This is a genomic window from Mesorhizobium sp. LSHC420B00 (assembly GCF_000503055.1).
Classification (GTDB): Bacteria; Pseudomonadota; Alphaproteobacteria; order Rhizobiales; family Rhizobiaceae; genus Mesorhizobium.
Window position 1 is genome coordinate 151,130 of sequence record NZ_AYVY01000009.1, and the last position, 24,056, is coordinate 175,185.

The 24,056-nt window shown below is 62.5% G+C and carries 26 protein-coding genes; 16 read left to right on the forward strand and 10 right to left on the reverse strand.

The window, feature by feature from the left end; genetic code table 11:
- Nucleotides 1–3: 3 nt before the first annotated feature.
- Nucleotides 4–318, reverse strand: a complete 315-nt coding sequence (locus X760_RS54845) for a nuclear transport factor 2 family protein (RefSeq protein ID WP_023719256.1) — start codon at nucleotides 316–318, stop codon at nucleotides 4–6.
- 528 nt (nucleotides 319–846) lie between these two features.
- Here X760_RS54845 and leuA point away from each other — a divergent pair.
- From leuA to X760_RS54865, 4 genes are all read left to right on the forward strand, one after another.
- On the forward strand, nucleotides 847–2,586 hold the full coding sequence (gene leuA / locus X760_RS54850) for a 2-isopropylmalate synthase (RefSeq protein ID WP_031194096.1): 1,740 nt from the start codon (nucleotides 847–849) through the stop codon (nucleotides 2,584–2,586).
- A 143-nt stretch (nucleotides 2,587–2,729) separates the two neighbouring features.
- Entirely contained in the window at nucleotides 2,730–4,520 is a 1,791-nt protein-coding gene (locus tag X760_RS54855; protein ID WP_023719258.1) for a hypothetical protein, read from the forward strand.
- A gap of 185 nt (nucleotides 4,521–4,705) precedes the next feature.
- The gene (locus X760_RS54860) at nucleotides 4,706–5,509 is read left to right on the forward strand and encodes an alpha/beta fold hydrolase (RefSeq protein ID WP_023719259.1); all 804 of its coding nucleotides are present in this window, start codon (nucleotides 4,706–4,708) and stop codon (nucleotides 5,507–5,509) included.
- Nucleotides 5,510–5,642: 133 nt separating this feature from the next.
- Nucleotides 5,643–6,260 carry a hypothetical protein gene (locus X760_RS54865; RefSeq protein WP_023719260.1) on the forward strand — a complete coding sequence of 206 codons (618 nt, stop codon included), beginning with the start codon at nucleotides 5,643–5,645 and terminating at the stop codon, nucleotides 6,258–6,260.
- Nucleotides 6,261–6,336: 76 nt separating this feature from the next.
- Here the strand turns inward: X760_RS54865 and X760_RS54870 are convergent, their stop codons facing one another.
- On the reverse strand, nucleotides 6,337–7,281 hold the full coding sequence (locus X760_RS54870) for a metallophosphoesterase (protein WP_023719261.1): 945 nt from the start codon (nucleotides 7,279–7,281) through the stop codon (nucleotides 6,337–6,339).
- A 53-nt stretch (nucleotides 7,282–7,334) separates the two neighbouring features.
- On the opposite strand from X760_RS54870, the gene X760_RS54875 reads away from it, so the two are divergent.
- Together X760_RS54875 and X760_RS77225 are read left to right on the forward strand one after the other, a co-directional pair.
- A complete protein-coding gene (locus X760_RS54875; protein ID WP_023719262.1) occupies nucleotides 7,335–7,832 on the forward strand; it encodes an NUDIX domain-containing protein in 498 nt (165 codons plus the stop codon).
- Nucleotides 7,833–7,925: 93 nt separating this feature from the next.
- Nucleotides 7,926–8,399, forward strand: coding sequence for an ABZJ_00895 family protein (locus X760_RS77225; RefSeq protein ID WP_280940419.1), 474 nt, complete (start codon nucleotides 7,926–7,928; stop codon nucleotides 8,397–8,399).
- A gap of 10 nt (nucleotides 8,400–8,409) precedes the next feature.
- Here the strand turns inward: X760_RS77225 and X760_RS54885 are convergent, their stop codons facing one another.
- Complete coding sequence (locus X760_RS54885; RefSeq protein WP_023719264.1) at nucleotides 8,410–9,399, reverse strand: glutathione S-transferase family protein; 990 nt, start codon at nucleotides 9,397–9,399, stop codon at nucleotides 8,410–8,412.
- 272 nt (nucleotides 9,400–9,671) lie between these two features.
- Between X760_RS54885 and X760_RS54890 the strand changes: the two genes are divergently transcribed.
- From X760_RS54890 to X760_RS54905, 4 genes are all read left to right on the forward strand, one after another.
- Nucleotides 9,672–10,208, forward strand: a complete 537-nt coding sequence (locus X760_RS54890) for an N-acetyltransferase (RefSeq protein ID WP_023719265.1) — start codon at nucleotides 9,672–9,674, stop codon at nucleotides 10,206–10,208.
- Between the two features lie 63 nt (nucleotides 10,209–10,271).
- Entirely contained in the window at nucleotides 10,272–11,033 is a 762-nt protein-coding gene (locus tag X760_RS54895) for a 3-hydroxyacyl-CoA dehydrogenase (protein ID WP_023719266.1), read from the forward strand.
- The gene (locus X760_RS54900; protein ID WP_198030492.1) at nucleotides 11,005–11,811 is read left to right on the forward strand and encodes a HugZ family protein; all 807 of its coding nucleotides are present in this window, start codon (nucleotides 11,005–11,007) and stop codon (nucleotides 11,809–11,811) included. The genes X760_RS54895 and X760_RS54900 overlap by 29 nt, the downstream gene beginning before the upstream one ends.
- A 173-nt stretch (nucleotides 11,812–11,984) precedes the next feature.
- A complete protein-coding gene (locus X760_RS54905) occupies nucleotides 11,985–12,323 on the forward strand; it encodes a metalloregulator ArsR/SmtB family transcription factor (RefSeq protein WP_023719268.1) in 339 nt (112 codons plus the stop codon).
- A gap of 105 nt (nucleotides 12,324–12,428) precedes the next feature.
- On the opposite strand, the gene X760_RS54910 is transcribed toward X760_RS54905, so the two are convergent.
- Nucleotides 12,429–13,433: a L,D-transpeptidase gene (locus tag X760_RS54910; protein ID WP_023719269.1), complete on the reverse strand. Its 1,005-nt coding sequence runs from the start codon at nucleotides 13,431–13,433 to the stop codon at nucleotides 12,429–12,431.
- A 300-nt stretch (nucleotides 13,434–13,733) separates the two neighbouring features.
- On the opposite strand from X760_RS54910, the gene X760_RS54915 reads away from it, so the two are divergent.
- Nucleotides 13,734–14,531, forward strand: coding sequence for an RNA methyltransferase (locus tag X760_RS54915; protein ID WP_023719270.1), 798 nt, complete (start codon nucleotides 13,734–13,736; stop codon nucleotides 14,529–14,531).
- Between the two features lie 137 nt (nucleotides 14,532–14,668).
- On the opposite strand, the gene X760_RS54920 is transcribed toward X760_RS54915, so the two are convergent.
- Together X760_RS54920 and X760_RS54925 are read right to left on the reverse strand one after the other, a co-directional pair.
- A complete protein-coding gene (locus tag X760_RS54920) occupies nucleotides 14,669–15,832 on the reverse strand; it encodes a hypothetical protein (RefSeq protein WP_023719271.1) in 1,164 nt (387 codons plus the stop codon).
- 168 nt (nucleotides 15,833–16,000) lie between these two features.
- Nucleotides 16,001–16,537, reverse strand: coding sequence for an EipA family protein (locus tag X760_RS54925; RefSeq protein WP_245278600.1), 537 nt, complete (start codon nucleotides 16,535–16,537; stop codon nucleotides 16,001–16,003).
- A gap of 385 nt (nucleotides 16,538–16,922) precedes the next feature.
- Between X760_RS54925 and X760_RS54930 the strand changes: the two genes are divergently transcribed.
- A complete protein-coding gene (locus tag X760_RS54930; protein WP_023719273.1) occupies nucleotides 16,923–17,552 on the forward strand; it encodes a histidine phosphotransferase family protein in 630 nt (209 codons plus the stop codon).
- A 236-nt stretch (nucleotides 17,553–17,788) separates the two neighbouring features.
- On the forward strand, nucleotides 17,789–18,157 hold the full coding sequence (locus X760_RS54935) for a response regulator (RefSeq protein ID WP_023719274.1): 369 nt from the start codon (nucleotides 17,789–17,791) through the stop codon (nucleotides 18,155–18,157).
- Between the two features lie 94 nt (nucleotides 18,158–18,251).
- Here the strand turns inward: X760_RS54935 and ctrA are convergent, their stop codons facing one another.
- Entirely contained in the window at nucleotides 18,252–18,947 is a 696-nt protein-coding gene (gene ctrA, locus X760_RS54940) for a cell cycle two-component system response regulator CtrA (protein ID WP_006203583.1), read from the reverse strand.
- 450 nt (nucleotides 18,948–19,397) lie between these two features.
- On the opposite strand from ctrA, the gene X760_RS54945 reads away from it, so the two are divergent.
- Nucleotides 19,398–19,775, forward strand: coding sequence for a flagellar export protein FliJ (locus tag X760_RS54945; RefSeq protein WP_023719275.1), 378 nt, complete (start codon nucleotides 19,398–19,400; stop codon nucleotides 19,773–19,775).
- A gap of 62 nt (nucleotides 19,776–19,837) precedes the next feature.
- On the opposite strand, the gene X760_RS54950 is transcribed toward X760_RS54945, so the two are convergent.
- Complete coding sequence (locus X760_RS54950; RefSeq protein ID WP_023719276.1) at nucleotides 19,838–20,233, reverse strand: helix-turn-helix domain-containing protein; 396 nt, start codon at nucleotides 20,231–20,233, stop codon at nucleotides 19,838–19,840.
- 94 nt (nucleotides 20,234–20,327) lie between these two features.
- Here X760_RS54950 and X760_RS54955 point away from each other — a divergent pair, with 94 nt between their 5' ends.
- Nucleotides 20,328–21,254 carry an NADP-dependent oxidoreductase gene (locus tag X760_RS54955; protein WP_023719277.1) on the forward strand — a complete coding sequence of 309 codons (927 nt, stop codon included), beginning with the start codon at nucleotides 20,328–20,330 and terminating at the stop codon, nucleotides 21,252–21,254.
- Between the two features lie 57 nt (nucleotides 21,255–21,311).
- Here the strand turns inward: X760_RS54955 and X760_RS54960 are convergent, their stop codons facing one another.
- Nucleotides 21,312–21,587: a DUF1153 domain-containing protein gene (locus X760_RS54960; RefSeq protein WP_023679563.1), complete on the reverse strand. Its 276-nt coding sequence runs from the start codon at nucleotides 21,585–21,587 to the stop codon at nucleotides 21,312–21,314.
- A gap of 260 nt (nucleotides 21,588–21,847) precedes the next feature.
- Here X760_RS54960 and mnmA point away from each other — a divergent pair, with 260 nt between their 5' ends.
- Nucleotides 21,848–23,038 (forward strand): tRNA 2-thiouridine(34) synthase MnmA, encoded by a 1,191-nt coding sequence (gene mnmA, locus X760_RS54965; protein ID WP_023719279.1) that lies wholly within the window; start codon nucleotides 21,848–21,850, stop codon nucleotides 23,036–23,038.
- 14 nt (nucleotides 23,039–23,052) lie between these two features.
- Here mnmA and X760_RS54970 read toward each other — a convergent pair whose 3' ends face one another.
- Nucleotides 23,053–24,012: a Gfo/Idh/MocA family oxidoreductase gene (locus tag X760_RS54970; RefSeq protein WP_023719280.1), complete on the reverse strand. Its 960-nt coding sequence runs from the start codon at nucleotides 24,010–24,012 to the stop codon at nucleotides 23,053–23,055.
- Nucleotides 24,013–24,056: the final 44 nt, after the last annotated feature.

The following is a 24,056-nucleotide window of genomic DNA, read 5'->3' on the forward strand; positions in this document are numbered from 1 at the left end:
GCGTCAGCTGATCACCAGGCTGGAGATGCGCTCGCCGTCCAGGGTGAACGCCATGTCGCCCTCGCCGTTGAAGCCGTTGCCTGTGACGGCAATGCGCACGTGATAGCTCTCGCCCGCCGGAGCAACGCGAACGATGCGGAGCCTGGATTGCACGCCGATATTGTCCGACTGGTTCCAGCGCGCAATCTGCTCGCGGCCCCGGAACGACCGGCCCCAGTCGCTCAGGAAGGCGTCGGGCGTGAAACTGTCCAGGAAGGCTTCGCTATCGCCGGCATTGGTGGCTTCGACAAAGCGGCGGATCGGATCGGGTGCGGTCATGTTTCCTCCTGGGAGGTGCCGGAAATAAAAAACCCGCCTCGACGGCGGGTCCTCGGCGCCAATCAGCACCATAGCCAGATTAGTAGCATAGCTGCCGGCACAAAGCAAGAACAAAGTTGCCCCACCCTCAACTTTGAATGTTGGCGAAAACCAAGGCGACATCCAATCTCCCCCTTGCGGGGGGAGATCGGCAGCTTCTGCGACGGCGAGGCTCCCACTTGCCTCGCTTTGCCCGCTCCTGTATGAAATCCGCCATGAGCCCGCGCGCCACCTCTTTTGCGTCCCGCCCGACCGGCATTGCCGGCCAGACCGTTCGCGCGCTTGCCTCCACCCTGCTGCTTCTCGGCCTTATCGGCGATCGCCGGGTTCGCTGAAGGAGCGCCCGGCGGTCGAATTGCCGCTCACGCGCACGCTCCTTGGCCAGTCACAAATTGGCACGTCACATCAAGCGAACGAAATTCTGGTAAAGGCGCCGCTCGCCACCAATCCGCCTGAAGCTGGATCCGCGAGCCGCCGGGAGAAACGACGATGAACGCACGAGAAGATATCCGCCTGAATGTAGAGGAAATCAGCAAGCCTGCGGTAAAGGGCATGCCGGACGCCGCCCGCAAATACCAGCCCTATCCGACCGTCGGCCTTGCCGATCGCACCTGGCCTTCGAGAGTGATCGACAAGGCGCCGATCTGGTGCTCGGTCGACCTGCGCGACGGCAACCAGGCGCTGATCGATCCGATGGGCCAGGAACGCAAGGCGCGCATGTTCGCCCTGCTGCTCGACATGGGCTTCAAGGAGATCGAGATCGGCTTCCCGTCGGCCTCGCAGACCGACTTCGATTTCGCCCGCTGGTGCATCGAACAAGGCAACGTGCCCGCCGACGTCTCGCTGCAGGTGCTGGTGCAGTGCCGGCCGGAACTGATCACCCGCACTTTCGAGGCGCTCAAGGGTGCCACCAGCCCGATCGTCCATTTCTACAACTCGACCAGCGAGCTGCAGCGCCGCGTCGTCTTCGAGAAGGACGTCGCCGGCATCAAGCGCATCGCCACCGATGCGGCCAAGATGATCACCGACATGGCGGCGAAGGCCGGCGGCGGCTACCGTTTCGAATATTCGCCGGAGAGCTTTACCGGCACCGAGCTCGACGTGGCGCTGGAGATCTGCAACGCCGTCACCGAGATCGTCACGCCGACGGCTGAAAACAAGCTGATCATCAACCTGCCCTCCACGGTCGAGATGTCGACGCCCAACATCTATGCCGACCGCATCGAATGGATGTGCCGCAATCTCGACAACCGCGAGAACCTGTTGATCTCGCTGCATCCGCACAATGACCGCGGCACCGGCATCGCCACCACCGAGCTCGGCCTGATGGCGGGCGCCGACCGCGTCGAAGGCACGTTGTTCGGCAATGGCGAGCGCACCGGCAATGTCGACATCGTCACGCTGGCGCTCAACATGTACACGCAAGGCGTCGATCCCGGGCTCGACTGCTCCGACATCAACCGCATGAAGGACGTCTACGAATACTCCAACCAGCTGAAGATCCCCGAGCGCCATCCCTATGTTGGCGAGCTCGTCTACACCGCCTTTTCCGGCTCGCACCAGGACGCCATCAACAAGGGCATGAAGGCGCTGCGCAAGGCCAACACGCCGCACTGGGAGGTGCCCTACCTGCCGATCGACCCGGCCGATGTCGGCCGCAGCTACGAAGCCATCATCCGCATCAACTCGCAGTCCGGCAAGGGCGGTATCGCCTATGTGCTGCATGCGGATTACGGCCTCAACCTGCCGCGCAACCTGCAGATCGAGTTCAGCCAGGCTATCCAGGCGATCACCGACGCCGAAGGCAAGGAGGTGCCGGCCAAGCGCATCTACGAGCGTTTTCTCGACACCTATGTCGACCAGCCCGGCGCGCGGCTGAAGTTCCTCGACCACCACACCTACCCCGACACCGAGGTCAAGGGCCGGCGCGTGGTCGAAGCGGTGATCCTCGACAGGGGCAAGGAGGTGACCATATCCGGCACCGGTACTGGCCCGATCGACGGCTTCGTCGATGCTCTGTCGCGCCATGTCGGGGTGCCGATGTCGGTGCTCGATTATTCCGAGCATTCCATGCAGCGCGGCTCGAATGCCTCGGCCATTTCCTATGTCGAGATGGAACATCCGGGCGGCAAGCTGTTCGGCGCCGGCATCAACACCAATATCGTCGCCGCCTCGCTCGAAGCCGTGGTTTCGGCCGCCAACCGCATCGTCGGCCGAAAGGGCGGCTAGCCGAAACTGCCAGGCCCGCGCCATCAGCCCACCGGATATTTATCCGGTGGGTACGCTATCGCACCATAAGCACATGCTTGTAAGGCGGCGCCAGCGCTATATGATCGTACCTCAACCTGTGCCGAATTCGAAGGGATCGACACTTGCAGCATACCACGCCTGCCGCCCCCGCAGTGCGCGAAACGTTGGAGCGATTGCTTGCCAGCGAAACGTTCGGACGATCCGAGCGCGCGCGCAAGCTGCTCCGCTACCTGGTCGAGCGCGAGCAGGCAGGCGAAGCCGATAGGCTCAAGGGCTTCTCTATAGCGATGGACGTCTTCGGCAAGGACGGCGATTTCGATCCGTCGACCGATGCGGTGGTGCGGGTGCAGGCCGGCAGGCTGCGCGAGCTGCTGCAGCAGTACTTCGCCAACGAGGGCGTTGCCGAACCGGTCCGCATCGCCATTCCGCGCGGCGGCTATGTTCCATCCTACGAACTCAATGCCATTCGCTTGCCGGCGGAGGCCGAGGCAGAGAGCAAGCCGCAGCCGGCGACAGAGGAGGCGGCGACGAGCGCCCCGCCCGGATCCTCGGAGGATGCCCGCAACCGGGCACATCCGGCTGCATTGCTGAGCGTTCCAGCGCTCAGCCCCGCTGCACCGTCGCTGCAGCGCCATTTGCAGTTCTTCTGGCTGGCGATCGCGCTGGTCATCCTCATGCTGGGTGTGCTGATCCTTCGCCAGGGCAGCGTGGTGTTGCTGACCGGCGGCGACACGGCGGTCGAGACCGCGGTGGCGACCGGCAGCATAGCGGCGCCTCCGGTTGAAACCCTCCCCCAGGTTTACATTGCCATCAAGGCCGACAGCGACGTGGCTCGCCGTGTCGCTGCATCACTGCGCGCCGGCCTTAGCGGCTTCGATACCATCAACTTCATCGGTCGTGATGCCGACAGCCCGCCCGATCCACTTACCGACGCCGCCAGCTTCGTGTTCGATGTCCTGCCCGGGCCGCGCAGCGGCGACATTATGCTCGAGCTGCAGAGCGTGGCGACCGGCCGCGTGCTGCTGTCACGCAACCTGACCGCCGGCGACAGCGCAAACACCGCTATCGAGGACCAAATCTCCGGCATTTTGAGCTCGGCTCTTCCCGCCTCGGGCACGATCTACAATTACATCGAGCAGAGCGGCATCCAGACCGGGCTGACGGCGTGTCTGGTGCTCAACGGCAAATATTATCTCGACCAGAACGCGCAGACGCACGAAGCCGCCTACCGCTGCCTCGAAGATCTTGCCAACCGGGAGGCGAAGTCGTCGCTCGTCTATTCGGAACTCGCGTCCTTGCATCTGGAGGCGGTCACCGACCATTATCCCTACCCCGCCGACGCGACGATGGAAAAGGCGATGATGTTTGCCCATCGCGCCATCCAGATGGGCCCCACCAGCCCCTATGCGCACCGCGCCCTTGGTTATCTCAATTCGCGCATCGGCAATTCCGAGGAATCGATCCGCTGGATGCGCAAGGCCTACGAACTCAATCCTTACGATCTCGCAATGGCCGCCGCCTATGGCTACGGGCTCGTTTTCGCCGGCAGGTACAGCGAGGGCACCCCGATCCTTGCTCACGCGGTGGATATCGCCAGCGCCCATCCGACATGGTGGGATTACGGGCTGTTCGCAGGAGAGTTCATGATGGGCGACATGAACAAGGCGACGCTTGCCAGCGACGGCTTGCGAACGACGGAAATGAAATCGCATTATCTGGCGGCGCGGCTGATCGGTGCCAACGCTGCCGGCCGCGAAAAGCTGGCAAGCAGGCTGCTGCAGGAATTGACCACAAAATTCCCGAAATTCGCAGCCGATCCGCGTGCAACGTTCGTCGAGCGCAGATATCCCGCCGATCTGACCAACCGGCTGGTAGAGGCCCTGCGCGCCGCCGGGCTTGGCGGTGCCAGCTGACGTCTTCCGGCGCGCGAACGACGTCAGCTGATCGCGAAAATTTTACTGGCCATCCGCACGGCCAAAGCGCAATTCAGACACGATTGAACCGCCCCAAACCCATCGCGGCATAAAGACCAATCGCGGCACAAAGATTGATCCCCCCGGCATCCGGACTGATCCCGGCACAAACCCATTAAGTTTGCATGACCCGATCCCTTTACGCTGCCGAACGGGGCACCGGCCCGACGACGATTGTCTTCCTGCATGGCTTCGGTGGCTGCCACGACGACTGGCGCGATGTGGTCGCGCCTCTGGCTCCGGGCGCGCGGACCTTGGCCTATGATCTGCCGGGTCATGGCTTGTCGTTCGATTTTCCGGGCGGCGGTCCGGCCAGGATCGCAGCCAGTGCCGTCCTTGCGGACCTTTCCGCACGCGAGATAAAGCGGGCCCATCTCGTCGGCCATTCGATGGGCGGCGCCGTGGCCGCCCTGATGGCATTGAGCGAGCCCGAAAGAATGGCTTCGCTGACGCTGCTGGCACCGGGCGGTCTTGGTCCTGAGATCAATGGCCCGCTGCTGCGCCGCTACGCCGCCGCTGCCGGCACCGACGAAATCCGCGCCTGCCTTGCCGCCATGTCGGGACCGCAAAGCCAGCCCCCGCAGCACCGGGTCGATCTCCTCAACGAGATGCGCCAGCGTCCCGGCCAGTTGGGGACACTTGTCGAGCTCGCAGCCGCCATGACCAGGGATGATCGGCAAGGTGTCATCCCGAGCGAGCGGCTTGAAACGCTGAACATGCCGGTGATGGTGGTTTGGGGGACGGACGACGCGGTGCTGCCCGTCAGCCAAGCGGACGGCCTGCCGAAGCGTTTTCATCTGCACCACGTGCTGGAAGCCGGCCACATGCTGGTCGAGGAAGCGCCCGGCCTGATCGCCGAGGCCATCCGTCGCAATATGCGACGCCGCAGCAGGCGGCTTCGTCCGGGATTCGCCGCTGCGGCGAGCTGATCGGTCTTCGCACAGGCACGGCGGCGGCGCTGGTGCTGCTCCAGCGAACCCTTGCCCACCCATCGATCTCGCAAGTGCATTTTGCCGGCGGCTGTGTTAATCCGGTGTTAACCAAACCCGCGAGGCAACGCCGATGAAGGATGCAGGCGAGAACATCACCCAGATCGATCAGTCGCGAAAACTGTCCGATGCCATTCGCGACGTCAAGAACGCCTTCGCCGACCGCGACGACGTCGTCGTCGACATGCGCGAAGCGCATCGCATGCGGCTCGATTTGCTTGCCGCCGAACTCGCCCCGGTGTTCGGCGACGTACCCACCGACATGGACAGTTTCGACTTCGCCGTCTCGTCCGGCCTGCAGCCAAGGCTGTGGATCGACGCCGTCAGCCATGTCGCCATGGGACGCGACCGCCGCACCTACCGCTTTCTCAAGGACACGCGCATCGGCCGCGTCGTGCTCGCCGAGTCGACCGAGATGAAGGTCGTTGCCGATCAGGTGACGCGCTATGTCGCCGAGCGCGTCGTCGAACGCCAAAGGATGATGGAAGGCGGCATCGAGCAGGCCGTCGCCGGCCTGAAACGCGCCCTAGTGGTGGAAGCCGAGCCGCCGCTGCATGTCCCTGCGCGCAGCAACGGCTGGTCGGCCTTCTTCTCGGGCCTGGGCCTGATCGCCGCCGGCGCCCTGGTCGGCCTGGCGATTTCGCTCGTGCTGTTCTGGGACCGTATTGTCGCAATGAAAATCAGCTTCTAGAGCCGTTCAGCGTTTCACGGAAACGCTGAACCGCTCTATCTCTTTGTTTTGACGCAATTCCGGACGGAAAACCGTTTCACACTTTTCCTGGAATTGCTCCAGCCATCGACGCCTCGGCTTCGACGCCAAGCTCCATTGTCTGCAGGTCGCTGGGCGGCAATGCCGGCCCGGTCAGGCCGCGGCGCGTCAGCCTGATCCGCCAATTGTCCTTTTCACCGTCGATGTCGAGCAGATTATATTGCGCCGGTGCATGCGAACTGCCGGGGGCCTGCCCGGCGGCGGCGACCCCGACCACCGGGATTTTGGCCTTGCGGGCGCCGATGAAGAAGAGCGACGGCACATGCGAATGGCCGTGCAGCACAAGCTCGGCGCCGTGCCGGTGAAGAACCTTGTGGAAGCGCGAGATGCCAAACAGCCGCTTGTTCTGCGAAACGGCGCCGCGCACCGGCGGGTGGTGGATCATGATCACCCGGAACAGGCCGCGCTTGCCTGTGGCGTCGAGCATGTCGCGCAGCCTTTCCGCCTGGCCTTCCAGAAAGAAGCCGTTGGCCATGAACGGAGCCGTGGCGCGCGCCGTGGAGACGCCGATCAGCGCAGCATCGCCGCGCACGCGCAGATAGGGAAAGGTGTTGCGGTCGACCGGCGTATTGACGCCGTCGCCGGTCATCCATGCTGCCCAGGACCGGCAGGTCTTGTCGAAGGCGCCCGGCACATAGGCATCATGATTTCCTGGCACGACCGACACGTCATTCGGCGAGCCCAGCGTCTCCAGCCAGTGCTTGGCCATCTCGATCTCTCCGTCGAGCGCCAGATTGACCAGGTCACCGGTGATGGCGAGATGGTCCGGCCCGCTGGCCTTCATGTCGGCGACGATCGTGTCGATGACGGCGTCGTGCATGTGGCGGCGGCGGTTACGCTGCCAATTGACGTAACCGACCACGCGCTTGGAGGCGAGATCGCGATAGGTTACATCGGGAAGCGGCCCCAGATGGACATCGGAAATATGCGCGAGCCTGAACATCTTTTCTTCATAGGCGAGGCGCGCGCGGCTTTCCACTCACGGTTTCGCGGACGATGACGCCGGATCCGGAGCAAGCCCTGCGCCAGACCGGCTGGCCAGGCTTCAGGGCAAGGCTGTTTCACCTGTACTTCGTACTGCGGCGGCCGATGACGCTCGGCGTGCGCGGCTTGATCCACGACCGCCCCTCCAATTCCATCTTCCTCATCCGCCACACCTATGTCCCTGGCTGGCACCTGCCCGGCGGTGGCGTCGAGTTGGGCGAGACGATGATCGAAGCGCTGACACGCGAAGTCTTCGAGGAAGGCAACATCGCGCTGACCGGACCGCCGGTGCTGAAGTCCCTGCATTTCAACCGCCGCGCCAGCCGCCGCGATCATGTCGGTCTCTATCTGGTCGAGGAGTTCGATCAGCCAGCACCCAAGCTGCCCGACCGCGAGATCGCCGAAGCCGGCTTCTTTCCGCTCGACCGCTTGCCGGAAGGCACGACACCGGCGACGCTGCGGCGGATTGCCGAAGTTTTTGAGGGGAATTCGGCATCGCCTTACTGGTAGATCATCTCTCCAACAGCTTTGGCTGCTTCGGTTTAGGCCGGCAACATCCATTGTTCTCCGAGAGACATATATATATTAGGCGATAAGAGAAAAATGAAACATAGCCAAAACGACAGGCTTAGAATCGTACTATATATCTCACTTTACACGGTAATTACTGTGACAACAATTCTTGCTACAGCCTTAATTTCGACAATGGTCCTTGGGATAGATCCATCCAGGTTGGAAAAAAGTGGAAGAGGCATCCAGTTCGCAATACAACTTTTTGCGGCATTCGTGACATATTTCGTTTTTATAAAGCGACATGCTCGGCTTTTTACTCGCACTGAATTCTGGAAAATGGTCGGCTTCTCAAGCCTGATAGAAATGGGTTTGGGAATGGCCGTGCTTCTGCTGTCGGGATCGTTTCGCGCAATCCCGCTCCAGATGTCGGTCCAGATCGTCATGATCGGCGGCATCGTGGCGTTCCTGGCAACGTCGCTCGGCTACTCCAATCGATTTGGAAATACCACATTGAAAGCTGATCTCGTCAGAAGGGCAAAGATGGACTCAGAAACCTTCCGCTAGGGCGCCGGTCTCACGCCGCCTTCCTGAACCTGTTGCGGTCGTGCAGCGCGCCATAGTCGAGCTCAGGCCCGACCGGCACGATGCGCGTCGGGTTGATGGTCTCGTGGCTGCCGTAATAGTGCGACTTGATGTGGTGCAAATTCACCGTGCCGGCGACGCCCGGCACCTGGTAGAGGTCGCGCAGATAATTCGACAGGTTCGGATAGTCGGCGATGCGGCGCAGATTGCACTTGAAATGGCCGACATAGACCGGGTCGAAGCGGACCAGTGTCGTGAACAGCCGCCAATCCGCCTCGGTGATGCGGCCGCCGACGAGATAGCGCTGCCTTGACAGACGGTCCTCCAGCATGTCGAGCGTGGAGAACAATTCGCCGAACGCCTCCTCGTAGGCTGGCTGCGTGGTGGCGAAGCCGGCACGATAAACGCCGTTGTTGACCGCGGGATAGACCAGCGCATTGACCGCATCGATCTCGCCGCGCAGCGGTTGCGGATAGAAATCGAGCTTGGCATCGCCCCATTCGTCGAAGGCCGAATTGAGCATGCGGATAATCTCGGAGGATTCGTTGGAAACGATGGTCTGCTCGCGTTTGTCCCACAGCACGGGAACGGTGACCCGGCCCGAATAGCCGGGATCGGCCCTGGTGTAGATCTGGTGCAGGAAATCGAGGCCGTAGAGCGTGTCGCCGGTCGCGCCGTCCTCGGCCAGGAACGTCCAGCCGTCGGCGCCCATGAAATGATGGACGACCGAGACGGAAATCACGTCCTCGAGTTTTTTGAGCACGCGAAAGATCAGCGTCCGATGCGCCCACGGGCAGGCGAGCGAGACATAGAGGTGATAGCGGCCGGGCTCGGCCTTGAAGCCACGTTTTCGCCCTTCGGCCGGGAAGCCGTGGCGGGTCACCCAGTCGCGCCACTGCGACTGCGCCCGCACGAATTTGCCGCCGCTCTCCCCGGTATCGTACCAGCGGTCCTGCCATTGGCCTTCGACTAGCAATCCCATGAAATGTCCTTTCGCGTTCCTGCCTGATGTAGGGCATGAAATGGACCTGCCGAAATCGCCAGCGCTGAACAGATCGTCAACAGCTGCGTCGTCGAGCGCAACCGGCCGATTGCGGCGGCTGAAAATTGGTGCTAGCGGACAATCCGCATGTTCGACTTTGCCCTGATCCGGTTCGACCGACGACGAAAGAGCGCCCGCGCTTGATGAAGCGCTGACTGGCGAACGCTGCCGCTTGCAGCAAACCTTTCCTCGCATACCGGAACGCAAAGACCATGAGCCTTGCCGACGTGAAATACCTGCCGGAAACTCCGGCGCATGATCCTGAAATCGAAGCCATCAATGACGAAGCCTTCGGGCCGGGCCGTTTCGTGCTTGCTGCCTACAGGATCCGCCAAGGTGGCCCGCATGAACGGGCTTTGTCCTTCGTGGCCGTCGACGGCGCAACCGTCGTCGCCTCGGTACGGATGACACGCATCGCCGCGGGCGCCGGCCGCTCGCTGATGCTAGGGCCGCTCGCCGTGCAGCCGGCCTTCAAGAACCTCGGCATCGGCCGCCGGCTGGTGGCAATCGCGCTCGAAGCCGCTGCCAAAGCCGGCGCGCCGGCCGTGATGCTGGTCGGCGACGAACCCTATTACGGTCCGCTCGGTTTCAAGAGGCTGCCGCGTGGGCAGATCTCGATGACGCGTCCGGTCGACCTCGACCGGCTTTTGGCGCACGAGATCGTGCCGGGCGCAGTGGCAAGGCTGGTGGGCGAGGTTTGCCACGCCGACCAGGCGAGGATTGGCGAGCACATCGCGGCGATGGCGTGACCATGCCGGCGCTGTCGCACGGTGGCTTGGCAGAATAGTCTGGGCTCGGAGGAGGACGTCGAGATGAACCCGAACGGCCAGATTGCGATCGTCACCGGTGGCGGCTCCGGCCTTGGCGAGGCGACGGCGCGCGCTCTTGCCGCCGGCGGCGCCAGGGTTGCCGTCCTCGATCTCGGCGTCGAGCGGGCGGCCAAGGTGGCGGCCGACATCGGCGGCATTGCCGTCCGATGCGATGTGAGCGACGCGGAAAGCGGTGCCGCTGCTGTCGCGGAAGTGGCTGAGACGCTCGGCGAGCCGCGCATCCTGGTCAATTGCGCCGGCATCGTTATCGGCATGAAGACGATCGGCAAGGACGGACCACATCCGCTCGACCAATACCGCAAGGTGATCGAGGTCAATCTGATCGGCACCTTCAACATGATCCGCCTGGTTGCCGACCGGACCGCGAAGCTCGAGCCGCTGCAGGGCGGCGAGCGCGGCGTCATCGTCAACACCGCATCGGTCGCCGCCTATGACGGCCAGATCGGCCAGGCGGCCTATTCGGCATCCAAAAGCGGCGTCGTCGGCATGACGCTGCCGGTGGCGCGCGATCTCGCCCGCTCCGGCATTCGCGTCTGCACCATCGCGCCCGGCATCTTCAGGACGCCGATGATGGCCGGCATGCCGCAGGAGGTGCAGGATTCGCTCGGTGCGGCAGTGCCCTTCCCTTCCCGTTTGGGCGAGCCTTCGGAATATGCCGCACTTGCCTTGCACATCATCGAGAACCAGATGCTCAACGGCGAGACCATTCGCCTCGATGGCGCCATCCGCATGGCGCCGAAGTAAACGCGACGGTGGTGCTTTGGACGAACCCAGGAAAGACGTGATCCGCGCGACCGACGCCGAGGCGATCAGGCTGGCAAAGACGCTGATCCGCAGCGCCCGTTTCGGCGCGCTGGCAGTGCTCGAGCCAGGAACCGGTTCGCCGCTGGCCAGCAGGGTCGGTGTCGCCACCGACATCGACGGCACGCCATTGATCCTGGTGTCGATGCTGTCCGCCCATACCGGCGCTATCCTTGCCGACCCGCGCTGCTCGCTGCTCGTCGGCGAACCCGGCAAGGGCGATCCGCTGGCGCATCCGCGATTGACGCTCGTCTGCCGCGCCGTACGGCTCGAACGCGGATCGAACGAACACGCCCGCGCCGAGCGGCGCTACCTCAACCGCAATCCCAAGGCGAAGCTCTATGCCGGGCTCGGCGACTTCTCGATCTTCCGGCTCGAACCGGAGCGCGCCAGCCTGAACGGCGGCTTCGGCAAGGCCTATCTGCTCGAACGCGCCGATCTGGTCGCGACGGGAGCAATCGTTGAAGAGCTTGCCGCCGGCGAGCAATCGGCACTCGACCACATGAACGCCGACCATCTCGATGCGATTGCCCTCTACGCAAGTCATTTCGGCGGGGCCGAGCGCGACGGCTGGATCGTCACCGGCTTCGACGCCGACGGGATGGATCTCGTATCCGGCGACAATGTCTGCCGGGTCTTTTTTCCCAATCCGCTGCAGGCGGCACGCGACCTCAGGCCTGTCCTGGTCGACATGGCAAAGGCTGCCCGATCGGCAAATTGATCACAGCCGCACAGTTAATCGGCTTGCATGGAAAGCAAGCCTTGAGATTTGAGCGAAATGTTCTACCTTTGCGAGTGACGCTGAATCGCTGGCGTGCATCTATAGGGAAAGTCTATGGAATCCGACGCTATTGCCCCCATAGCGGCGGATGAGCAGGAAGGCATGGGGGATCTATGGTCTCGAACAAGCTAGTCGCCAACGCCGGAGCCGCGGCCGCGTTTCTGACGCTGATGGGCAACGAAAAACGTTTGTTGATCATGAGCTATCTGGCCGAGGGCGAAATGTCGGTCGGCGCCATAGCCGAGAAAGTGTCGCTCAGCCAATCCGCTTTGTCGCAGCATCTGGCCAAGCTCAGGGCTTCCGACCTTGTCGAGACCCGTCGCGACCGGCAAATGATCTATTATTCCTGCAAATCCGGCGCGGTACGCGAACTGCTGCACATGCTGGACGGCATTTTCGGCGAAGGTGAACTGTCGCAGATGGCTCACCGGCTGCGTCGCGCCGGGACCTGATTGGCCGGGGCGGAGAACGCCCCGCCAAGTCCGTTTGGTCGCCAAGTCCGTTTGGCCGGCAAGTCCGTTTGGCCGGCAAGTCCGCTTTGCTGCCAAGTCCGCCTGCTACTGAGCGCGCTCTTCGGCGGCCTGCGCAATCTCGTCCTTGAACTCGACCTTCGTGCCAGGCTGCACCATGGAGGCGAGGTCTTCGGCATCCCAATTGGTCAACCGGATGCAGCCATGGGAAAAGGTCGTGCCGATCTTGCCCGGTTCCGGCGTGCCGTGGATGCCGTAGCTTTCGATGGAAAGATCGATCCAGACCGATCCCACCGGATTATTCGGCCCGGCAGCGATAGTGAAGGGCCGCTTGGTCTTGACCCCCTTGAAAGCGAAGTCCGGATCATAGTGATAGGTAGGGTTGTGCACCACGCGCTTGACCTCTGCCGTGCCGCTTGGCGCCGGTTTCTCGTCGCTCCCAATCGAGGCGGGGTAGACCGCCAGCCATTTGCCGGCACGGTCGAGCACACGCACCAGGCGAGCGCCCTTGTCGATCTCGACGGCGGCAACCCCGGCGGCAGGGTCGCCCCTGCCGACATCAGGCACCACCAACGTCCTGCCTGGTTTCCTGAGACTGGTGCCAGGATTAAGCATTCTCAACAATTGTTCGCTGATATGGAAGCGCTCGGCCAACTTCTCCACCGCATTGCGGTAACCGAGCCGCCGCAAGCGGGCCATCCTCTCCAAGCGGGCCGGAATACGCTTGGTGAAAGGTCCGCGCACGTCCTTGCGCATCACCTCATAGGTCACCAGCACCGGCCTGGCGGAGGTTGCGATGAGTTTGCTCCAGGTCTGTGGATCGAGCTTGCCGTCGGGCGGAAGTCCGTTTGCCGCCTGAAACGCGGCGACGGCCTTGGCGAAGTTCTGGGAAAGACGACCGTCGATCAGGCCCGGCGAGAAGCGGGCGCGATCCAGAAGGATCTGCGCCTTCAGCAGCATCGGATCGACACCCTTCGGTTCGCCGATAGTGAATTGGGCCTGATTGACGGTGGCTGGATCGAGCTTGGCTGCGCGAGCCACGCCGCATGCGAGGGCAAGCGTGGCGGCGAAGACGAGGAGGAGCCTGATCATCGATGTCCTCCCAGGACTGCAGCAGGAGCCCGCTTCTATGACGCGGCATGGCCCTGTGTGGTTCCTTCGCCCGATCGAAATTCTGAATTGAAGCGGCTTGGCCGAAGGGCCGTGCCGCGGGAATCAAGTATTTCTCGTCGCCAGGGGGCCTCGGCCCGGCGTCCAGTGATTGGGCTTGACCGTTCGAACGGCGTGCATCCATTTGGACGCTGAGATACGGTCCGAGCTTCGGATCCGGCATCATGCCTTCCGAAACCGAATCCCGATTCGCGGCCGATGCCATGGTCGGCCGAGGAAGCCATGAATCCGATCCGCATAGACGACCCGCAGGATCCCCGCGTCGCCGCCTATCTCGACATCCGGGAGCGAGATCTTGCCGGCCGGCAAGGCCGTTTCGTCGCCGAAGGCAAGGTGGTGCTCGACACGCTGCTCGCCGCCCGGCGCTTCGAGGCAGAATCGGTGCTGGTACTCGAAAACCGGCTGGCCGGCCTCGATGACGTCCTGCGCAAGGCGCCTGCCGGGCTCCCGATCTATGTCGCATCCAGCGAAATCATGGACAGGATCGCCGGATTCCACATGCATCGCGGCATATTGGCGATCGGCCGCAAAGGTGCGGCCATCTCCGCTGAGGCCTTGCTCGGCGCGCTGCCCGCCCGCGCGCTGATCGTTGTGCTGGTCGGCATCGCCAATCATGACAATATGGGCTCGATCTTCCGCAATGCCGCCGCCTTTGGCGCGGATGCCGTGCTTCTCGATCCGACCTGCTGCGATCCGCTGTACCGCAAGGCAATCCGCGTCTCGGTGGGCGCCGCCTTGAAAGTCCCCTTCGCCTCCTTTGCCGACGCCGCCGGCTGCATCGCCATACTCGACCAGCAAGGCTTCAGCCAATTCGCGTTGTCGCCGCACGGGCAAATCGACATTCGCGATGCCAAGAGAAACGAGCGGCTGGCTCTCTATCTCGGCACCGAGGGCGAAGGCCTGCCGGAAAGCCTGCTTGCTCGCCTGCAGACGCTGCGGATCGGTATGGCGCAGGATTTCGACAGCCTGAATGTCGCAGCGGCGTCAGCCATCGCACTTCATCATTTTTCCGGGGCCTGATGCATGTCGCGCAAAAGTGTGCAGCGGTTTTGCGGTAACGACATGCATCAAAACAAGAACATAAAGCGCGTCGCATGAGGCCGGTCGAACACGACGCGCTTTAGAGCCGGGCGTCTCGCTCTTGCGCTTGCGGCGTCTCAGTTGGTCGATGCGGCCTTCTGCAGCGCCCGCACGCGATCGGCAAGGCTGCGTCCGCCGCTCTCCGGCCGCGCATCCTCAGGCGCTGCAAGCGCCTGGGCGATCGGCGAATCCGGGCCGTCGAGCTTGGCCGTCAAGGCGACGACTTGCGCTGCCAGATCGTTCATCTCTTCGCGCAATGCCGCGCTGGCGCTGCCGGTATCGTCTCCGGCGTGTGATTTCGATGTTTCGACGGCAGCAAGATCTGTCTTCAGCCTCCTGTTCTCGCGTGCCAGCGATGTCAGCCTGGCCTCCAGCCGCTCGCGGTCGGCATCGAGCTTGGCGCTTGCCTTTTCGATGTCGCCGTTGGCGGTCGCATTGACCTGGCTTCCTGGCATGCCGGCAAGGGCCGCCGCAGGCGGGCTTTCAGCGCCTTTCGCCCTTTCGCGAAGGCGCACCAGTTCCTTTTCGCGGCGCTCCAGCCTGTCCTCGCGATCGGCCAACGTGGCGAGCAGGCGTTCGACCTTCTTTTCCAAGTCGCCGGTTCTTTTCTTCTCGGCCTTCAGCGCGTCCCGCAAAACCTTGCTTTCGGCTGTCAATTCCTGGCTGCGCCTGTCCGCCTCCTTGCGCTGGCCGCGCAGCAGCGAAATGTCGCTTGCCAGCTTCTGCAGCTCGGATTCGCGCGCCACCAGCTCGATCTGCCGGCTGCTGGACGAAAAACTGGCGTCGTCATACATGTGCTCCAGTTTTCGCAGTTCGAGCCCGCGCTTTTCGAGCGCGCGCTCGGTCTCCGCAAGCCTCTCCGACAGCTGCTGCCGCTGCTCATCGCGCTTGCGAAGCTCCTCGCTCCTGGTTGTGAGGTCGGCGACGACCCGGTTCTTATCCTGCCGCTCGGCCGCCAATTCCTTCAGGGCTTCGCGGTCGCGGCCGATCTCGACCAGCTGTTCGGCGGCTTTCTCGCGCAATGACTTGATGGTCATTTCGAGCCGGCGCGCCGAAACGGCGAACTCGGCGCGGACGCGATCCTTGTCCGCCTGGATCTCGGCCAGCGTCAGCGGCATCGAACCCTCGACGCGCCTGCGCGTCAGCGCCACCGCCCGCCGCCAGACGGCCGGGGCAATCATCAGCGCCAGAAAGCCCGCGCAGAGAAAGCCGAGGACAAAGAACAGGATCGACTGGACCAAGATGACTATCCGTTATGCATGGCCGGCCGTTATGGGCGGCAGGCAATGGTCAAAGTTCGACTTTGCCATCTTCGCATGACGGAAATCCGGCGCCGCGGCAAGGGTCTGCCGCGGCAAAGCTCAGACCGTGGGATCACAGGGCCAACCGCAGTGGCGCCATCGTGCAGGTCAGAACGGATTCCAGGTCGCGCGTTGGGTGAGCTTGAGGTAGCCGAGATTGACGCCAAGACGGGCGCCGACGCCGGTACGGATCGGCACGAGCAGCACATTGTTGTTCTTCAGCACGTTGAAACCGACGCCGGCGATGACATAGGCAGAGCCGGCGACGCCGCCAAAGCGGTTATAGAGGCTGCTCACATCGTCGAGATTGTAGACCAGCATCATCACGCGCGAGCCCTCGCCGCCGAAATCCCAGCCGAGCGACGGGCCTTGCCAGAACACTTTGTGATCGCCGGCATTCTTGGTGTAGAGCGTGCCTTCGCCATAGGTCAGGCCACCGATCAGCGCCCCGGACCCCTCTTCGCCGAGCAGATAGCCGTTCGGCAGGCCATAGGTGGCGAAAATCTTCTCGACGACCGTGGCCAGCCCACCCGATGTCGCGCCGAAGAATTTATGACCGGAATCAACGATCTCCTGGGCGGTGTACTCTTGCGCCCGCGCGGCCGATGTCGAAAAGGCGACAAGGCCGATGAGCGCGATCGTCATTGAGATGACACGGAAAAAAGTCCGGTCGTAGAATCGGGAAACCATGCTTCCAATCTCCGTCAGGGAGCACTTTCGCCGACGCCTCGCACCCGTACGGCTCTTTGGCGGCCGTTAAGGATGACTGTTAGGGGCAAACTATGCCGTAATCCTTTTTCAACCATTAAACTCTCACATGAACATGGCGGTTCGAAGGCTGTTTTCGCATGCCCGCGCAGCACCCAGGCTGCGTGAACACACCATTTTCGACAATGATAATTTTGGATTTGTTGCTGCACGCACAAGCGCTGTGTATTCACAATGCTTGGGAGAGAGGGTGATTCGTGTGGACAGGCGTGATCATGATCGCCCGGTCATTTTGTTGTGAAATTTGCAGGGATTTTTGCCGATGGCCGAGCTTTTCACCCTTTCCGCACCCGACCTGGCAGCGCTGCTGTGCAGTCGGGTCTGCCACGACATCATTTCGCCGGTCGGCGCCATAAACAACGGGCTTGAGCTGCTCGACGAAGGCGGCGCCGACGAAGACGCCATGAAGCTGATCCGCCAAAGCGCCAAAAACGCCTCCGCCCGCCTGCAATTCGCCCGCATCGCCTTCGGCGCCGCCGGTTCGGCCGGCATGCTGATCGACACCGGGGACGCCGAGGCCGTGGCCATCGCCTTCCTGAAGAACGAGAAGCCGGAACTGGTCTGGAACGGAACCCGCGCCCTATTGCCCAAGAACAAGGTCAAGCTGCTGCTCAACCTCATCCTCGTCGCCAACGCCGCCATTCCGCGCGGCGGCAGGCTGGTGGTCACGCTGGAGAACCTCGAGACCGAGCCGCGCTTTGCGCTCGCGGCGAGCGGCCCGATGCTGCGCGTGCCGCCCAAATTCCTGGAATTGCATTCCGGCCACAGACCGGAAGAGCCGATCGACGCGCATTCGGTGCAACCCTATTACACGCTGCTTTTGGCCCGCGAAGCCAACATGACGATATCGATCCATGCGACCGCCGACGAGATCGTCCTTTCCGTAGCCTGAAGTTCTCCAAAAGAGCGCGAAGTATTTCTCCAGGTCATATTTGCGGCACTGTCTTAACATCTGCGAGACGGGCTTGCGGATTGATTGGATGAAGCATTGCGAAAGAAGATTTCGCTTACAACACCTTCAGGAAAATTTTACCTAACGGCTTTTCGGCTTCTTTACCAGATCGGCCTATGTTCCCCGGCAGATGCCACGACGCTGCCGGTTCGCCGCATGGCAAAGAGGGTCCGGGAATGAAACGCTGCATGTTCGTCGACAATTCGAGCGTCATCAGGAAGGTTGCAAAGCGTATCCTGGGCGGCTCCGGCATGATGGTGATCGAAGCCGCCAGCGGCCATGAGGCGATCGAGATGTGCACTGCCGACATGCCGGACATCATCGTCGTCGACGGCGCCTTGCCGGACATGCAGGCGCAGGACCTCATCCGCCGCGTGCGCTCCATGGAAAGCCCGGTATTGCCGCAAGTTCTGATTTCGCTGGTCGAGGTCGACGTCGGGGCGATCATGCGGGCAAAACGCGCCGGCGCCCAGGGTTACCTGCTGAAGCCGTTCAACCGGCCGCAATTGCTCGAGTGCTTCCGCGCCTTGAAGATTGCCGCCTGATCAGGGGTCGTTCCATTCCGATGAAATCGGGATGAGGCTCTATCCTATTGTTTTACTGTGTTCTTTTCCGAAAACCGGCATCCACTTTTCGGGATCAGGCGCTGACGCGGATATCTTCCGGCTCACGCAGCACATAGCCGCGGCCCCAGACGGTCTCGATGTAATTCTGCCCGCCCGATGCGGCGTCGAGCTTCTTGCGCAGCTTGCAGATGAAGACGTCGATGATCTTCAGCTCCGGTTCGTCCATGCCGCCATAGAGATGATTGAGGAACATTTCCTTGGTCAGCGTGGTACCCTTGCGCAGCGAGAGCAGCTCCAGCATCTGATATTCCTTGCCGGTCAGATGCACGCGCTGGCCACCGACTTCAACGGTCTTGGCATCGAGATTGACCACCAGGTCGCCGGTGGTGATGACCGACTGGGCATGGCCCTTGGAACGCCGCACGATGGCATGGATGCGGGCGACCAGTTCGTCCTTGTGGAAGGGCTTGGTCATGTAATCGTCGGCGCCGAAGCCAAGGCCGCGCACCTTGTCCTCGATACCGGCCATGCCGGAGAGGATGAGGATCGGCGTCTTCACCTTGGACAGGCGAAGTGTCCTCAAAACTTCATAACCCGACATGTCGGGGAGATTGAGATCGAGGAGAATGATGTCGTAATCGTAAAGCTTGCCTAGATCGACACCCTCTTCACCAAGGTCGGTCGTATAGACATTGAAACTTTCCGATTTCAGCATCAGCTCGATGCTTTGTGCGGTTGCACTGTCGTCTTCTATCAGCAGAACGCGCATTTCATTCCCCTTTTCTGCCGCCGGACCATTTCACGACCCGTCCAGGACCGGAGCAGTGATTGCCTGAGCAGAGGCTGCCATCGAATGGTTAATAAAACCTAATTCCCCGTCCATGACGGTATCAGATTTTTTAACCCCTTTCTACACCTTGTTGAATCCAATAATGAATCACAGACCCAAACCGTTAATGCAGCACATTAATAAGCCAGACTAAGTGACTCTTCGGACTCGTTGGCCGGGTTTCGCGACGAGTAGCAGAATTTTTACCCGCCCTTAAGTCCTGAGCCGTATGATTAACAATGCCCGTAAACGAATGGTTACCGCCGGCAAAAAACTTTAGGAGTTTGTTTCCCATAGTTCCGGGAAAGCCGGTGGAAACGGGTGAAGCCTGGGCCTTGCCGGGTGAATTGGACGATATGTGCAGGTGTGCGTTTCCGGGAGTACCGAATCATGAAGTCACGTGAAAACCTCGTTCGGCTGAAGCAATTTCAGGTGAGCGAGAAGCGGCGGCAGCTGCTGCAGCTCGACATGATGATCGCCGAGTTCGAGCGCATGGCCGTCGAGCTGGAACTTCAGATCGCGGCCGAAGAGAAGAAGGCCGGCATCACCGACATCAATCATTTTGCCTATCCGACCTTCGCCAAGGCGGCACGCCTGCGCCGCGACAACCTCAGAAATTCGCAAAGCGACCTCGCCCAGCAGCGAAATGTCGCCGAATCATTGCTGAGCGAAGCCGAAGCGGAGCTTTCCAAGGCCGAGATGCTCGAATCGCGCGACACCAAGGCGCGCGACACGGAAGCCGGCGGCCGCAGCGCCATGATCGGCTGAAAACAAGGCTTTAACGCGCGTCGCGCTTGAGCGCTATTGCTGTGCACCGAACGGTGCCGGCCTCAGGCATCCAGATCTTCTTGCTGTTCGGCCGCCCGCGCGCGGGCGTCCTTGATGTCGGGCACATGCTGCTCCGACCAGGCCCTGATCTGATTGAGCAGTCCTGCCAGGTTCTGGCCAAGTTCGGTCAGCTCGTATTCGACCCGCGGGGGAATGACCGGGAACACCTCGCGCCGCACCAGGCCGTCGCGTTCCAGGATACGCAGCGTCTGCGTCAGCATTTTCGGGGTGATGCCTTCGAGCTTGCGCGCCAATTCGCCGTTGCGGAGCCGGCCCCGGCGCAACGCACAAATCACCAGGTGGACCCATTTGCTGGCGAGCGTCTCAAGCACCGCGTGCGAGGGGCACGTCCGTCGGAACGCGTCATAACCGGAAGGGAAACAATCTTCGCTATCCATGAGGTGCGTATATATCAAAAAGGTACATACTAGACAAGAGAATATTACTATCCAAATGATAGTGGCATATCAAACCAGCAGGAGAGAGCCTCCCATGCGTGCCATTATCCAGAATTCCTTCGGCGCACCCAACGTCCTCGTCATTGCCGATCGTCCCGCGCCATCACCCGAGGCCGGCGAAGTGCTGGTCCGCATCGAGGCGGCCGGCATCAATCCGGTCGACGGCGCAGTGCGCGGCGGCCACTATCCGCTGCTTGGCGAGCCGCCCTTCATCCTTGGTTGGGACGTTTCGGGAACTGTCGAGGCGCTGGGCTCCGGCCTGTCCGGCCTTAAGGTCGGCGATGCCGTCTTTGGCATGTCGCGCTTTCCCAAACAGGCGGCAGCTTACGCCGAACTCGCCACTGTCCCGGCTGATGAGCTTGCGCCGAAACCTGAAGGCATAGACCACGCCCAAGCCGCCGCGCTGCCGCTGGCCGGCCTGACGGCCTGGCAAGGCCTTGTCCGCCATGGCCGGCTCAATCCTGGCCAGCGCGTGCTGATCCACGCCGGAGCCGGCGGCGTCGGCCATCTGGCGGTGCAGATCGCCAAGGCGCGCGGTGCTTACGTCGTCGCGACCGCCAGCCCGGAAAAGCTTGATTTCGTCCGCTCGCTCGGCGCCGACGAGGTGATCGACTACACAGAGGATGATTTCACCGGAAAGGCTCGCGACATCGATCTCGTTCTGGAGCCGTTCGGCGGCGAGCATGCGGAGCAATCGCTAAAAGTGCTCAAGGCCGGCGGTGTTCTGGTGTCGCTGCTCGATGTCAGCGATGCCACCAAGGCAAAGGCCAGGACGCAAGGCATCCGCGTCGAGCGCATGTCCGTGGTGCCCGACCGTGCCGCTCTGGTGGAACTCGGCAAATTGATCGACGCGAAAAAGCTGGCCGTCCACGTGGCAAAGGCGTTTCCGCTCGAACAGGCCGGTGCCGCCCATGCCTTTCTCGCCACCAGGCCGATCGGCAAGGTGGTGCTGACGGTCTGAAATCCCAGATCGTCGCTCCGGCAAACTTTAAGGGCGCGGATCAGCGCCCTTATCGGACTAATGCCGGTATTGCTGGATGCGCGTGGTGCGCAGCCCGGCAAGGCCGTATTCGTCGATCGACGCCTGCCAGGACAGGAATTCCTCGGTGGTGAGCTTGTAGCGCTGGCACGCCTCTTCCAGGCTCAAAAGCCCGCCACGCACCGCCGCCACCACTTCCGCCTTGCGCCGGATAACCCAGCGACGTGTGTTCGTCGGCGGCAGATCGGCGATGGTAAGTGGGCTGCCGTCAGGCCCGATAACGTATTTGACTCGCGGTCTAATTAGATCGGTCATCGTACTCTCTACAAAAAACTCAAAGACCCAATCCCCACCACATTACCGCCACAGCTTTAAAATTTGGCTAAGCAGACCCTAATGGATAGGTAAGGATCATGAACGCCGCGTTAGTCTTTTCATCGGCATTTGAGATATCTGCCGGCACGCGCATTGAACCCGGCTGGAAAAATGAGCCGGCCTGCAAAGCTGGCGCGGCCGGGACGCTTGACCTATATTCCGGCCATTGGCATTGAAGCGCCGCGCAGAACGAAAGAACCATGAACAGCCTCGATCTTCCCGGACGCCCCGAAAACACCCGTGTCGTCGTCGCCATGTCGGGCGGTGTCGATTCGTCGGTTGTTGCCGGTCTCTTAAAGCACGAGGGCTACGACGTCGTCGGCGTCACGCTGCAGCTTTACGACCACGGCGCGGCAACGCACCGGGCCGGCTCATGCTGCGCCGGCCAGGACATCGACGATGCCCGCCGCGTCTCCGAGACGCTCGCCATCCCGCATTACGTGCTCGATTACGAGGAGCGCTTCCGCAAGGCGGTGATTGACCCGTTCGCCGAGAGCTATGTCGCCGGCGAAACGCCGATCCCTTGCGTCTCCTGCAATCAGACGGTGAAATTCGCCGATCTTCTCGCGACCGCCAAGGAACTCGGCGCCGACGCGCTGGCCACCGGTCACTACATCCGTTCCGGCGCCAATGGCGCCCACCGCGCGCTTTACCGGCCGGTCGACGCCGACCGCGACCAGAGCTACTTCCTGTTCGCCACCACCCAGGCGCAGATCGACTATCTGCGTTTTCCGCTCGGCGGCCTGTCGAAGCCTGAGGTTCGCGCCATCGCCGAGGAGATGGGACTGACGGTCGCCGCCAAGCAGGACAGCCAGGACATCTGTTTCGTGCCGCAGGGCAAATATTCCGACATCATCGCCAAGCTGAAGCCGGCTGCCGCCAATCCGGGCGACATCGTCCATATAGACGGGCGCGTGCTTGGCCGCCACGAAGGCATTTTGCGCTACACCGTCGGTCAGCGCCGCGGCATCGGCATCGCCTCCGGCGAGCCGCTCTACGTCGTCCATCTCGACGCCGACCGGGCCCGCGTCGTCGTCGGCCCGCGCGAGGCGCTGGAAACCCACAAGATCTTCTTGCGCAACATGAACTGGCTGGGCGATGGCCCGCTGACCGAGATCCTGGCGGCCGGGCTCGAGCTTTTCGCCAAGGTGCGCTCGACGCGGCCGCCGCGCCCGGCCGTGCTGCATCACCGCGCGGGCGTCACTTCGGTGGAGCTGGTCGACGGCGAGTCCGGCATCGCGCCCGGTCAGGCCTGCGTGCTCTATTCCGACGACGGCAACGAGGCGCGCGTGTTCGGCGGCGGCTTCATCGAGCGCTCCGAGCGCGGCGCCGAAGCCGAGGCGATGCTGACGCGGCTTGCCGTCCAGCCGGCGCGGGTTCCCGCCGAATAGACGGCGTTTTTCGCTTAGGGCCTGGTGTGGGCGACGGTGCCGGCGGTCAGGATGCGCAGCACTCGGATGGCTTCCTCGCCGCTGGTGCGCGGTTCGGCCCGCGTCTCGATGCAGCGGATGAAATGCTCCAGCTCGCGCGTCAGCGGCATGCCCTCGCCGACCGCCACATAGGACGGCTCGTTGGCGGTGAACGCCCATTGGCCGCTGTCCTGCCACACCGCGTGGCGGTAGACGGCAAGCTTGCGCTCCCACGGCTCGACATCGTCGAACACCGCCATCGCCTTGGTGCCGACCACGGTCAGCCGCCGTTCGCGGTAAGGGTTGAGCCGCGAGGCGAACAGATGGCCGCGCAGGCCGTTGGGAAAGCGCATGTGCAGATGCGCAAAGTCGCTGAGATTGTCGAGAAGGGCAGCGCCTTCGCCGCGCACCTCGACCGGCTCGGTGCCGGTGATGGCCAGGATCATCGACAGATCGTGCGGCGCCAGATCCCACAACGCATCGTTTTCGGTGTGGAACTTGCCGAGGCCGAGCCGGTGCGAATGGATGTAGCGGACCTCGCCGAGCTCGCCATTGTCGATCAGCGCCTTCAGCGTCTCGAATGCGGGATGGAAGCGCAGCACATGGCCGACCATGAAGACACGGCCATTGTCGGCGGCAGCCTGCACCGAGCGCTCGGCGTCGGGCACCGTCAGCGCGATCGGCTTCTCCACCAGCACGTCCTTGCCGCCGAGCACGGCGCGCACCGCCATGTCGGCATGGAACTGCGGCGGCAGCGCCATGACAATGGCGTCGACATCGTCGCGGGCAAACAGCGCCTCCGGCTCGATCGCCAGGCAATCCTGCTCGCTGGCAAAACCTTCCGCACGCGCAGGGTTGACGTCCGAAACCGCGTGCAGCGCGCCGAGCGCCTTGAGGGTGCGGATGTGGTTGCTTCCCCAGTATCCGCAACCCAGGACTGCAATGCGCGGTTTCATCAATTTCTGACCATGGCTTTCGTGGGCGAGACATAGCGACGTGC